We start from the raw sequence: 13,462 nt of genomic DNA on the forward strand, positions 1-13,462 counted from the left end.
CGTCCTACACGTCAGCGCGGCCTACTTCCACTCGCCGCCACCGTCGGCGGGCTTGTCGGCGTCGGGCTTGAGGAGGCGGAACTCGACGCGGCGGTTCACCCGGGCGTCGGCGTCGGTCAGCTCGTCTTTCAGGGGTTTGGAAGAGCCGTAGCCGAAGCTTTCGATGCGGTTGGGGGCCAGCTTGCCCTTGCGCTCGATATAGCGCCGGATTTCCTCGGCGCGGTCCTGCGAGAGCTTCTCGTTCACGTCGGGGTCGCCGCTGGTGTCGGTGTGGCCTGAGATGCTGAGCCGGAACGTGGGGTGGTCGACCAGAAACAGCGAAATGCGGTCGAGGGTGCCGTGCATGGAGGATAGGATGGAGGCCTTGCCCTGCTCAAACTCGATGTTCTTGAAAATCAGCGGCAGCTTGTAGTCGATGCTGTTCGTGAGCAGCGTCATCACCGTGTCGCCCTTCAGCGCAAACTGCTTCTCAACCGAGAAAAAGTCGTTGCTCTGAATCAGCATGGCGTAGTGCGAGCCCTCAATCAGCTCAAAATCGAACGTGCCATCGGGCCGGATGAACTTGCTGGCCACTTCAATGCCATTATCGGTATCGATAATGCTCACGATGCCCTTCAGCGGCTTGCTGCTCACCGAGTCGATGAGTGTGCCCTCCACTTTGGTGGTGGCCAGCGGCTGGGCCTCCATCGGCAGCGGGAAGGAGTAGAGGTCGAGGTTGTTGATTTCCTGGGCCTCGGAGCGGGCGTAGTAGAGGTTTTTGCTTTCGCGGTCGATGGTGAAGTAGTACTCTGAGCCCTTGCCGTTCACCAGCGGGCCAATGTTGCGCGGCTCCTGCCAGCGGCCGCCCACGCGGTAGGTTTTGTAGATGTCGAAATCGCCAAAGTTCAGTAGTTGCCCCCGCGAGCTGAAGTACAGCACGTGGTAGAGCGGGTGATAAAACGGGCTCACCTCGCTCTCGCGGGTGTTGATGACCGGCCCGGCATTCTCGGCCGGGCTCCACTGTCCGTTGCGCAGCTTGCGGGTGTAGTAGATGTCGGACAGCCCGAAGCCGCCCAGCCGGTCGGAGGCGAAATACAGCGTGTCCTCGTTCTGCGAGAGCGTGGGCTGCGAGTCCCAGGCCGGCGAGTTCACCTGGTTGCCCAGCGACTTGGGCGTGCTCCACTTCCCGTCTTTGCCGCGCGTGGCCGTGAACAGGTCGCAGTTGCCGTGGCAGGTGGCGCACTCGCAACGGGCGAAGAAAATGGTGCGGCCGTCCTTGCTCAGGCAGGCCGAGCCTTCGTTGTTGGGCGAGTTGATGGGCTTGGGCAGCGGCTCAGCTTCGCTCCAGCTCACGCCTTCCTTGTGCGAGGTATACAGGTCCTCGTCCACCACGCCGGTGAGGCCGCGACGCTTGCGCTTGCTGCTGAACACTATCAGCGAGTCGTTGCCGGCCAGCGCCGGGCCGTAGTCCGCCGCCTTGCTGTTGATGGCATCGCCCATGCTCGTGTACACGCCCTTGGGCGGGTGAAACGTGTTGAGGTTTTTGCGGTACTCCACCAGGTCGTAATACGTTTTCAGGGGCACGTACAATTCCTGTTTTTTCTGTTCCAGCGAGTCGTAGTAGAGCTGAATGCGCTTGATGTCGCTGCGGCTGTGCTTGAGGGCCAGGCGGTAGTAAGCCTTGGCTTTCACCGACTGACTATCGCGCTCCAGCAACTGGCCCAGCCGCCAGAGCATATCGGTGTTCTTGGCAAAGTTGGTGGGCCCGAACCGGGCCACGTAGCTCTCCAGCAGCACCCGCGTCTGGCGGTACTGGCGGCGGCGCTCGGCCTTGGCAATGGCGCGCAGGGCCTTTTTATCCTCGAAATACGGGTAGCGGTTGATGTCGACGAAGTCGGGCGTGCCGTCGGGCCGCAGGCGCAGCTTGCGGCTCACGCGGCTGTTGAGGCCGCGCACGCGGTAGGTGCCGGCCGCAATGGCCGGGCGGGCTGCGGGAGCGGGCTTCGTGGCCTTGTTGGCTGGTACGCCAACAGCTTTTTTGGGTGCGGCCGAAGCCCCGCCGCTGGTCGTGTCGGCCGAGGGCGAGGCGGCGGCGGGAATGCGTTTGGTGGGCCGGCGCTGGGCCTGGGCGCTGGGCACGGCGGCCAGCCAGCCGGCTGCGCTCAGGAGCAGCAACAAGAAGCACCGACGCAATAATGCCGACAAGAGTAGAGTTTTGGACATAGAATAGTGCGCAAGTTGCCAACAAATTAGGGAATTAGCCAAAGCGGTGCGCCCGCGCGCCGGCCCGATGCGCCGCTTTGGCGGTTTTGGCCCCCTGGCACGGCCCTTGACGCCTAAAAGAACCGCCACCGCGTATCTTGTAGCTCCCCACCCGCAAGGCTGCAAGCTGCCAATCTGGCACCTGTGGCTCCCGCTCCCGCTTTATCCCCGTTCATGCATCTGGCAACTTCCTATTCATCCGCTAAAGCGCCATCCCGGACGCTCAGCGACGTTAATTCCCAGCCCGAAGCCATTTCCATTATGGCCGCCGACCCCGACCACCTCCTGCGTAGCGACGATGCCCCGCCCACGCTGCCCCTGCTGCCCGTGCGCAACACCGTCCTCTTCCCCGGGGTGGTGCTGCCCGTGACCGTGACGCGCAAAAAAAGCGTGAAGCTGGTGCGCAAAGCCTACGCCGCCGACAAGCTGCTCGGCGTGGTGGCCCAGCTCAACCCCGATGCCGACGAGCCCACCACCGACGAGCTGCATCCCGTGGGCACCCTGGCCCGCATCCTGAAGCTGCTGGAGCAGCCCGACGGCCAGATTACCATCATCTTGCAAGGGCAGGTGCGCTTCAGTATTGAGGAGCAGCTGAGTTTCGCGCCCCTCACGGCCCGCGTTAGCTACTTCCCGGAAGTGGCTCTGAACCCCGAGATTCCCGGCGAGTTTGGCCTCTTGCAGGCCCTGCGCGAGGCCGCGACCAAGGTGCTGGAGCTCACGCCCGAGATTCCGATGGAAGCCCGGGCCATGCTCGACGGCATTCAGTCGCCGGCTTTTCTCACGCACTTTCTGTCGAGCAACGTGCAGCTCGACCTGGCCGCCAAGCAGAACCTGCTGAACCTGGCCGACCCCGAGCAGCAGGCCCGCCGGCTCCTCGAAGCCCTGCTGAGCCAGGCTGAGCTCCTCGAAATCAAGCAGGACATCCGCTCGAAAACCCATACCGGAATTGATGCGCAGCAGCGCGAGTATTTCCTGCGCCAGCAGCTCAAAACCCTGCAGGATGAGCTGGGCCAGGACGGCCCCGACGAGGACGTGCACCGCCTGCGCGCCCGTGCCGAAACCAAAAAATGGCCCGAAGCCGTGGCCCTCCACTTCAAGAAGGAGATGGAGAAGCTGGCCCGCACTAACCCCATGGCCCCCGATTATTCGGTGAGCATGAATTACGTCGAGTTCCTGCTCGACCTGCCCTGGGGCGAGTACACCAAGGACAAATTCAACCTCAAGCAGACCAAAAAAATCCTTGATGCCGACCATTTTGGCATCGAAAAAGTGAAGGAGCGGATTCTGGAGTACATCGCCGTGCTCAAGCTGAAGCAGGACCTCAAGGCCCCGATTCTGTGCCTGTACGGCCCGCCCGGCGTGGGCAAAACCAGCCTGGGCCGCAGCATTGCCAACGCCATGGGCCGCAAATACATCCGGATGAGCCTGGGCGGCGTGCGCGACGAAGCCGAGATTCGCGGGCACCGCAAAACCTACGTGGGCGCCATGCCCGGCCGCATCATTGCCCAGATTAAGAAGTCGGGCAGCTCGAATCCCGTCATCATCCTCGATGAGATTGATAAGGTGAGCAGCGACTTCCGCGGTGACCCCAGCTCGGCCCTGCTCGAAGTGCTGGACCCCGAGCAGAACGCCACCTTCACCGACAACTACCTCGAAGTAGAATACGACCTGAGCAAGGTCCTGTTCATTGCCACGGCCAACTCGCTCGACACCATCCAGCCCGCCCTGCGCGACCGCATGGAAATCATCGACCTGACCGGCTACACCCAGGAAGAAAAGGTGCAGATTGCCCGCAAGCACCTCTGGCCCAAGCAGCTGAAGGAACATGGCTTGGGCGAAGCCGAGGTGAAAATCACGGATGCCGCCCTGCACCGCGTGGCCGACGACTACACCCGGGAAAGCGGCGTGCGCGGCCTGGAGCGTAAGCTGGCCGCCGTGACGCGCAACCTCGCCCGTCGCAAGGCCGGCAAGGAGCCCCTGCCCGCCGTGATGGAGCCCGCCGAAATCCGCAAAATCCTCGGCGCGGCCATTTTTGACCGCGACCAGTACCAGGACAACGACACCGCCGGCGTGGTCACGGGCCTGGCCTGGACCAGCGTGGGCGGCGACATTCTATTCGTGGAAAGCCTGCTGAGCCGGGGGCGCGGCAAGCTCACGCTGAGCGGTCAATTAGGCGATGTGATGAAGGAATCGGCCATTACGGCCCTGAGCTATCTGCGCTCGCGGGCCGATGAAATCGGCATCGACTACCGCCTGTTCGAGCAGTACGACCTGCACATTCACTTCCCCGAGGGTGCGGTGCCCAAGGACGGGCCCAGCGCGGGCATCGCCATTTTCACCAGCATGGCCTCGGCCTTCACCCAGCGCCGGGTGCGCCCGCGCCTGGCCATGACCGGCGAAATCACCCTGCGCGGCAAGGTATTGCCCGTGGGCGGCATCAAGGAAAAGCTGCTGGCCGCCCGCCGCGCCGGCATGAAGGACATCATCCTCTGCCCCAAAAACCGCAAGGACATCGAGGAAATCCAGGAAGACTACCTCAAAGGCCTTACCATTCACTACGCCGACCGCGTGGACGACGTGCTGCGCGTGGCCCTGCTCGATGAGCTGGTGCCGCACCCGCAGAAGCTGCCCGTGCGCGACGAGCCCGTGCCACTGCCCGGCCCCAGCGTGGAAGTGCAGTGAATCACCCAAAAACCTGCTCCGAACGACTTTCTGCCCCTGCTGATGGGCCCGTTAGTCGTTCGGAGCGGCTTTTTTCTCCCTCGGAACGAGTAATAACCCGTTCTGAGCGGCTTTTTACTCCTCTGAAACCAGTAATAACCCGTTCGGAGCGACCTTTTACTCGTTCCGAACGAGTAAAAGGTCGCTCCGGGGTACTTTTCGACTATGTAGCTGCGTTGAGAGCGGCAGGAGGCCCTTCTTCTCTCTTATCTTAGATTAATGAAGCACTTTTCCGCTTGCCGCGCCGTCGGGTTTTGTTTGTTGTTGGGGGGGATGAGTGTGCGGCCCCTTGCCGCGCAGCAGCTGGGCGGGCGCACGGTATTTCCGTTTCTGGACCTGCCCACCGGAGCCCAGCAGGCGGCCCTGGGCGGCATGAACGTATCGGCCCGCAACGACGACCCCACCATGCTCTTCGCCAATCCGGCGCTGCTGAACCCCGAGATGGACGGCCGCCTGGCCCTGAGCTACGTGGCCTACGTGGCCGATATCAAGCAGAGCACCGCCGCCTACGTCTTCAATACCGAGAAGTACGGGCGCTTTGGGGTGGGCATCACCTACCTCAGCTACGGCAACTTCGAGAGCTACGACGCGGCCGGCAACAGCCTCGGCACGTTCGGTGTGAACGAGTATACCGTGGGCGTATCGGACTCCTACACCAAGGGCAAATTCACTTTCGGAGCCACGACCAAGCTGGCCGTGAGCAGCATCGCGGGCAGTCGCTCGCTGGCCGGCGTGGCCGATGCCGGTGTCGTTTATAAGCATCCTACTACCGAATTTACGGTTGGCCTGGCCGTGAAAAACGCGGGCTACCAATTCTCGCCCTACCCCGGCACCGGGCGCGGCCCGCTGCCGCTCGATGTGCAAATTGGAGCCACCATCAAGCCCGAGCACATGCCGGTGCGCTTCTCGCTCACGGCCCACCACCTGCAGCAGTGGGACATTCAGTACCTCGACCCCAACGCCCGCGGCCAGCTCGATGCCAGCGGCAACGAGAAGAAAGCCACCAGAAGCTTCGGCGATAACCTGGCTCGGCACTTCACCGCCAGCGCCGCCCTGGTATTGGGCAAGGGTTTGAATATTCGAGTGGGCTACAACCACCTCATGCGCCGCGAGCTGCGCCTCGACAACACCAGCGGCAGCGCCGGCCTCAGCTTTGGCGTGATGCTTAAGATTAGCACCTTCCAGATTGACTATACCCACGCCACGCTGCAAGCCGCTGGTTCCAGCGAGTATTTCACGCTTTCGCGCAGTCTGGATTCGCTGTTTAAGAAGAAGGAATAGCAGTGATTTTCCTGCTGCCTCAGAACGTCATGCAGAGCGCAGCGAAGCATCTTTACCTCGATACTAATCCAACTCTAAGGGTTTAGTGTTGCAGTAGAGATGCTTCGCTGCGCTCAGCATGACGTTCTTTTTGATTTTATCCATTCACCCACCCACATGCTCAACGACACCTTTCTGACCCCGGCCCAAATCGTGGCCGAGCTTGATAAGTACATCATCGGCCAGCACGAGGCCAAGCGCCACGTGGCCATTGCCCTGCGCAACCGCTGGCGCCGCCTGCACGCCCCTCTCGACATGCAGGCCGAAATCGTCCCGAATAACATCCTCATGATTGGGGCCACCGGCGTGGGCAAAACCGAAATTGCCCGCCGCCTGGCCCACCTCGCCGACGCGCCCTTTGTGAAAGTGGAGGCCAGCAAGTTCACCGAAGTGGGCTACGTGGGCCGCGACGTGGAAAGCATGGTGCGCGACCTGGCCGAGCAAAGCGTGAGCCGCGTGAAGGCCCGCCGCCAGGAAGCCGTGAAAGCCCAGGCTGCTGATGCGGTGGAGGAATTGATTCTCGACGCCCTCATCCCAGCCATCAGCCAGCCGGCCGGGGCCAAAACCGGCGTTGGCTTCGGCAGTGGGGGAGGGGATGACATGCCCCAATCCGACGCCGAGCTCAACGAGCGCACCCGCGAGCGGTTCCGCCAGAAAATCAAGAATGGCGAGCTCGAAGACCGAAAGATTGAAATTCAGGTGGCCCAGGCCGGCCCCAGCGTGGGCATTATGGGCGCCCCTCCCGGCATGGACGAGGGCACCCTCTCGGGCCTGCAGGACATGCTGGGCAACATGATGCCCAAGAAAACCCGCAAGCGCAAAGTGACCGTGGCCGAAGCCCGCAAGCTCCTCCTCGACGAGGAAGCCGCCAAGCTCATCGACATGGACGACGTGAAGGACGAAGCCATCCGGCAGTGCGAAAACGCCGGCATCATCTTCATTGATGAAATCGACAAAGTAGCCAGCAGCGGCGGTAAAAGCGGCGGCGGCGGCCCCGACGTGAGTCGCCAGGGCGTGCAGCGCGACCTGCTGCCCATCGTGGAAGGCTCGGCCGTGAGCACCAAGTACGGCATCGTGAATACCGACCACATCCTGTTCATCGCCGCCGGCGCGTTCCACGTCAGCAAGCCCAGCGACCTGATTCCCGAGCTGCAGGGCCGCTTCCCCATCCGCGTCGAGCTCCAGAGCCTGACCAAGCACGACTTCTTCCGCATCCTCAAAGACCCCAAAAACGCTCTCACCAAGCAGTACGAGGCCTTGCTCAAAGCCGAAGAAGTAGCGCTGACTTTTGACGATGCCGCGCTGGAGCGCCTGGCCGAAATCGCCTCCGAAGTCAATGCCGAGGTCGAGAATATTGGGGCCCGGCGCCTGCACACCGTCATGAGCCGCCTGCTCAACGACATTCTCTACGACGTGCCCGACAAGATTGGGCCGAATGCCCACATCCAAATCACCGCTGCCTTGGTCGATGAGCGGCTAAGCGACATGGTGAAGAACCGCGATTTGAGCCAGTATATTTTGTAGTGGTTGGGGACTAAACAGCCCCTTTCTTCAGATAATGGGTAAACAAAAAGCCCCGACCAAGTTGGTCGGGGCTTTTTGTTTCTGGTAAGAGCAAAGACTTAGTAGCCTTTGTTCTGTGCCAAATTGGGGTTCTGCTGCGTGTCAATGAGCGGAATGGGGAAAATGGCTTTGTCATCGCCATAGTTAATCCGGCTCGAGTTACGCTTGTTGCGCATCAGGTCGTAGTAGCGGTGGCCTTCGAAAGCCAGCTCCAAGCGCCGCTCAAACAAGATAGCATCAACCAGTGCCTGCTTGCTTGCAAAGCTGGCAACGGTGAAGCTGGGGTAGGCTGGGATGAGGGGCAGCGAACGACGACGCACCGTGTTGAGCAGTGCGATGGCGTCGGCGTTGATACCAGCATCCGCCTGGGCCAATCCTTCGGCACGGTTCAGCAACACTTCCGAGTAACGGGCAATCGGCACGTAGTCAAAAGAAGCGTTGTTGTACTTCAAGGTAAAGACGTTGGTAGGAGTTGCTACGGGGTCGAGCAACTGCGTGCGGCGACGGTCCTTGCTGCGGAACTGAGTGGAGTCAATCCGAGCGTAAGGCGTTACCAGAATGTCACCCCGACGCAGACGGCCGTAGTGCTGGCCGAGGGCGTTGTTGGTGTTGGGGTTGTCGGCCGAGTTCATGGCTACCGAGAAGATGGACTCGGAAGTCTGGTAGCTGATGGCGTTGAACGGCGTAGCCGGGCTGGCGTTGAGGGTGTGGCGACCGCCGGTAATAACCGTATTGGCCATCGCGGCCGCTTCGGCGTACTGGCCTTTGTAGAGGTACACACGCGACAAGAGCGTGCGTGCGGCATCCTTGGTAGCGCGGCCAGTCTTATCGAAAGCCGTGGTATAGGTCTCGGGCAAGCCGGTAATGGCGTCGTTCAGGTCCTGCTCAATCTGCGCATACACCTGCTTCACCGTGGCGCGCGCCAGGTTCTGGCTCGGGTCGAAGGCGGTACTTACGTTAGGAGCCGTCAGTTGCAGCGGCACGCCGGGGTGCGAGGCATCAGCCGTGAAAACGTAGGGCTGAGCGAACAGGTTTACCAGGTTCAAGTACACCAAACCGCGGATGAACTTAGCCTCGGCAATGTATTGGGCTTCCAGAGCCGGCGTGGTTTTGCCCGTGTTTATGGCAATTTGCTGCAGGAAGTAGTTGGCACCGTACAGCGTGCGGTATCCACCCGTCCAGGCATTCTGAGCAATACCGTCGTTGGGTTGCTGGTTGAAGGTCGATACGTTGCCGAAGAAGCCCGCAGGGTTGGTATCGTCGCTACGTACGTCGCCGTAGATAAGGGCACGACCACCGAGGAATTCAGCGTTTTGCAGCTGGTCGTACATCCCTACCGCCGACTTGGCAATGCGGTCAGGATTGGCAAAAGCATCCGTATCGGTCAGCGCGGTGGGCGGGTCCTGAGTCAGAACGTCGCAGCTGGCAGCCGAAGCGAGTATCAAAGCGCCGAGGGCGGCTTGACGCAATTTAGAGTTATGAAACATATCTAGAGAGGAGAGAAGCAAAGATTAAATTCCTACGTTCAGACCGAAAGTGAAGCTACGCACCGGGGGCACCGAACGACCGTCGACACCGTAGGCAATGTTGGAAAAGCGGTTGGTGTTCACCTCAGGGTCCAGGCCTTTGTAGCTAGTGAAGTTGTACGCGTTCTGCACCAGGGTGTAAATACGCAAGTTGTTGAGACCAATACGCTTAGTAATTGCATCGGGGAGGTTGTAGCCCAGGCTCAACTGACGAACGCGCAGGAAGTCACCCTTCTCCAACCAGCGGGTCGAAGCCTGTACCGAGACTACGTCGCGCAACACCAGCTTCTGGATGTCGGTCTGCTGGCCGGGAGTAGTCCAACGGTCCTTAATCTCTTCGATGTTGTTCTGCAGGCTGTTGCTGAGCAGAGCCTGACGGTAGCCGTTGTAAATCAGGTTGCCACCGCTGTACTGCAGGAAGATGCCCAACTCGATGCCCTTATATGCAAACGTGTTGTCGAATCCACCATAGAAAGTAGGATAGCCGGTTTTTTCCGCGTACTTGAAGTCAGCAGTAGTAATCGGCGTGGTCACGTCGCCACCAGCAGTAAGCCAACGGCCCTGAGTAGCACCGGCGTTGGTTGTGAAGGCCGCGTCGTACTGTTTGATGTTGCCATCCTTATCCAGGAACTGGGCATTGCCGTTGGCGGGGTTCACGCCGGCCCACTGGGGTAGAAAGTACACAGCCAGGCTCCTGCCTACGCTGGCGCGCTGGTTTACCGAAATGATGTCGTTCGGGGTAGCCAATTCGGTTACGCGGTTCTTAAGAACGGTTCCGTTGATGTTCGACGTCCACGTAAAGCCGTTAGCCATACGCACGTTTACCGTGTTGATGCTCAGCTCGACACCACGGTTGTACATGGTACCCACGTTGCGGTTTACCGAAGCGTTGGGGATACCCGTGGTGCGCAACACTGGGGCTTGGAGCAGCAGGCCGCTCACGTCGTTGTTGAAGAAGTCAAACGTAACATTCAAGCGGTTGCCCAGCAAAGCAGCGTCGAAACCGATGTCCAGTTTCTTCGAAGTCTCCCACTTAAGCGCTGGGTTACCAACCTGCGAAATGCTGAAACCGTTTACGTCGGCATACTGACCACCACCGATGAGGGTGCGCGAGGCGTAAGCCGCAGTCTGAGGGTTGTTGTTTATTTTATCATTGCCCACCAAGCCGTAGCTGGCCCGCACCTTGAAGTCATTGATTGCAGAAATGTTCTTCATGAAGCTTTCCTGCGAAACACGCCAGCCCACCGAGGCGCCGGGGAAATAACCGCGCTGGTTGTCGGCACCGAAAGACGAGGAGGCATCGGCTCGTAGCGTGAACGAAGCGTAGTAGCGGTTATCAAAGTTGTAGTTAGTGCTGCCGAAATACGAATCGAAGCCCGAGTTGAATTCAGTACCGCCACCAGTCAATATACCTGAGTAGAGGCCGTCGAGGATAGACTTAAACTTGTTGTCGGAAAAGTCGTTGGCGACGCTGTAAATACGCTTGGCGCGGTTTTCCTGATATTCTACACCTGCCGTTACGCCAACCGTGTGCTTCTCATTGAAAGTACGGTCGTAGTTAGCGTAGTTCTGCCAGTTGAACTGAGTAAGGGTAGTGTTGTAGTCCTGCACGAGGCCCGAGCCAATTGCCCGGCCAAGGCCGCCCAGGATGGGGCTGCTGTACTGGTCTTCGAAGTTGTTGGTGTAGTCGATACCGTACTTAGTTGTCAGGCGCAGGCCTTTCACCGGCTCAACTGTCAGGTACCCGTTGCCCAGAATACGCTGCGAGATGTTGTCGTTGCGGTTCTCGCGTAGAGTGCCCGGAATGTGAAAGTAGGCGTTGGGAGCATAGGTGCTCGGGATAGCGTTATTGCCATTGCCCAGGTTACCTAGAGCATTGAGGTAATACGAGCCGTCGGGGTTGTAGGCCGGCACGTTGGGGGGGGCGGTGTAGCCCGATACGGTAGCACCGGCAAGCGCATTCTCGCCGTTGATGCCCTGGTTGTAGGTTTTAGCGTAGCTCAGGCTCACGCCGCTTTTCAGCCATTTCTTAGGCGTCAGGTCGAGGTTCAGGCGTCCCGAACCACGACGCAGGCGGTTGCTGAGAATGATGCCTTTCTGGTCGTTCCAGTCACCCGAGCCGTAGTACGAGGCAAACTCGTTGCCACCCGACAGGGATAACTGGTAGTTCTGCTGGGTGCCACGCTGGAAAATCTCTTTAATCCAGTCGGTACGGTCGGGCTGACCATCGCCGTTTACGTCGATATTGGCCGCAATACCACCCGCTGGAATGCTGGTGTTGCCCACGTTGCCAGGAGTTCCTACGCTACCAGCGCGGGCGTTGGCAGCCTTTTCATTGGAAATAGTGTTGAAATCGTCGCCGTTAAGAACCTTAGGGGTGTTAACCGCATCCTGGAAACCATAGAACGAGTTGAAAGCAACGCGGTTCTGGCCCGATTTGCCCCGCTTGGTGGTGATAACCAATACGCCATTGGCAGCGCGCGAACCGTAGATGGCCGCCGCCGAAGCGTCCTTCAACACATCAACTGACGCAATGTCGTTGGGGTTGATGTCGGCCAACGGATTATAGCGGGAACTGAGGACGTTAGTTTGGTCAGCGTTGTTCAAGGGAACACCGTCAAGTACAATCAGTGGCTGCGAGCTACCCGAGATAGAGCTAGCACCACGGATACGAATCACGGCCTGGTCACCCAAGGTACCGCCGGTCGTGTTCACGTTTACACCGGCCATGCGGCCCTGCAAAGCCTGGTCAACGCTGACCACCGGCTGAAGCAGCAGTTTCTCTTCCTTTACCTGAGCAATGGAGCCAGTGATGTCTTTCACATCCTGCGAGCCACCGTAGCCGGTTACAACCACTTCGCTCAGCTGCTTCACGTCTAGCACAAGGGAAACAGTAATGGTAGATTCGCTGCCCACCGGGCGCTCCTGGCTGATGTAGCCTACTGAGCTGAAAGTAACAGTAGCACCCGACTCGGGCACACTAAGGGTGAAGCCACCATCTGAATTGGTTGAGGAACCATTGGTAGTGCCTTTCACCAGCACCGTCACGCCGGGCAGGCCCTCGTTGGTTTTTCGGTCGGTTACCCGTCCGGAGATGTTGCGCGTTTGGGCGAACGCTCCGTTCAGAAGGGTAAACATGAGCGCCAAGCTCATGAGTATGATTTTTTTCATAAAAAAAGAGGAGTGGCTAAGAGTGTTGAATGTATTAATTGTGAAGACAATGTTATGCTGTCAAAAATAGTCCAGAAATACCGGATTTAGATAAAGCTGGTCAGTGGATAAGAACGGCTTTCAGGTAAGAGAAGAATTTGACGGTGGTGCAAATCGTGATGAAACAGTTTGTCGAGTAACAAAAGCTGTTATAGTTGAGCCGTTGAATCGATTACTACTCAGCGGTTTTACAAGTATGTGAAAATGCCCCATCTTCTCATGGTCACATGGGTTGAACTACTGCCCATCGTCTGAGGTGCGACACTCATTTTCTTGCCCCCGAAACAAGAACTGCTAGGTGCATTCGGTTTTTTCCCTTACCTGCCACCTCCCCACGTCGTCCGTTCGCACTGCCCTGAGCAGTGGCGGCCCCTTTTCTGAAACGCTCAAAACCGAGAATCAGCGCCTGTCCTGTGGGGGCACGCCATAAGCGTGAAATTACTCCGATGACTACCATCTCAACGGTCTCTTTCGATGGCTTTTCGGCCCACTCGAAGCGCCGCGCATTCCGGTCAAGGGCTTATTGCTCAACTCTGACAACGAATTTGATGCCAAAGACTTTTTCTGCGTCAGGCATGCTCCGCTTCCGTCATCTGAGCTGCTATTATCCGCGGCTGGCGGGCGGTTGATTGGCAAATAATTGGTTAAATGCAAAAAAAATAGCACTACACACTATTAAATTAAATACCTGCTGTTACGCGCCAGCCCCACTGCGTAACAGCAGGTAGTAAGGCGTAAGTAGGTCGGGTAAATTACTTTGCAATAAAAAAGAACGTCATGCCTATCTGGCGTCCGCGCAGTCGAAGCATCTCTACCGCTTCAGCAGGGCCGTTCAGCGAAGCGGTAGAGATGCTTCGACGGGCTCAGCATGACGTGCTGAT

At 59.0% G+C, this 13,462-nt stretch carries 6 protein-coding genes; 3 read left to right on the plus strand and 3 right to left on the minus strand.

The annotated features are described in order from the left end of the window. Nucleotides 1–21 precede the first annotated feature (21 nt). Nucleotides 22–2,202, minus strand: a complete 2,181-nt coding sequence (locus ABD819_RS19980) for an OmpA family protein (RefSeq protein WP_345127217.1) — start codon at nt 2,200–2,202, stop codon at nt 22–24. Nucleotides 2,203–2,415: 213 nt separating this feature from the next. Here ABD819_RS19980 and lon point away from each other — a divergent pair, with 213 nt between their 5' ends. The 3 genes from lon to hslU all read left to right on the plus strand — a co-directional run bounded on the left by lon (nt 2,416) and on the right by hslU (nt 7,806). Continuing rightward, complete coding sequence (lon, locus tag ABD819_RS19985; protein ID WP_425554043.1) at nt 2,416–4,923, plus strand: endopeptidase La; 2,508 nt, start codon at nt 2,416–2,418, stop codon at nt 4,921–4,923. A 258-nt stretch (nt 4,924–5,181) separates the two neighbouring features. Beyond that, on the plus strand, nt 5,182–6,243 hold the full coding sequence (gene porQ, locus ABD819_RS19990; RefSeq protein WP_345127219.1) for a type IX secretion system protein PorQ: 1,062 nt from the start codon (nt 5,182–5,184) through the stop codon (nt 6,241–6,243). Nucleotides 6,244–6,399: 156 nt separating this feature from the next. Next, nucleotides 6,400–7,806, plus strand: a complete 1,407-nt coding sequence (hslU, locus tag ABD819_RS19995; RefSeq protein ID WP_345127220.1) for an ATP-dependent protease ATPase subunit HslU — start codon at nt 6,400–6,402, stop codon at nt 7,804–7,806. A 98-nt stretch (nt 7,807–7,904) separates the two neighbouring features. Here the strand turns inward: hslU and ABD819_RS20000 are convergent, their stop codons facing one another. Both ABD819_RS20000 and ABD819_RS20005 read right to left on the minus strand, forming a co-directional pair. Continuing rightward, a complete protein-coding gene (locus tag ABD819_RS20000) occupies nt 7,905–9,332 on the minus strand; it encodes a RagB/SusD family nutrient uptake outer membrane protein (protein WP_345127221.1) in 1,428 nt (475 codons plus the stop codon). A gap of 24 nt (nt 9,333–9,356) precedes the next feature. After that, nucleotides 9,357–12,542 carry a SusC/RagA family TonB-linked outer membrane protein gene (locus ABD819_RS20005; RefSeq protein WP_345127222.1) on the minus strand — a complete coding sequence of 1,062 codons (3,186 nt, stop codon included), beginning with the start codon at nt 12,540–12,542 and terminating at the stop codon, nt 9,357–9,359. Between the last annotated feature and the right edge of the window lie 920 nt (nt 12,543–13,462).

It is taken from the genome of Hymenobacter antarcticus, from assembly GCF_039539545.1.
GTDB classification, from domain to species: Bacteria; Bacteroidota; Bacteroidia; order Cytophagales; family Hymenobacteraceae; genus Hymenobacter; species Hymenobacter antarcticus.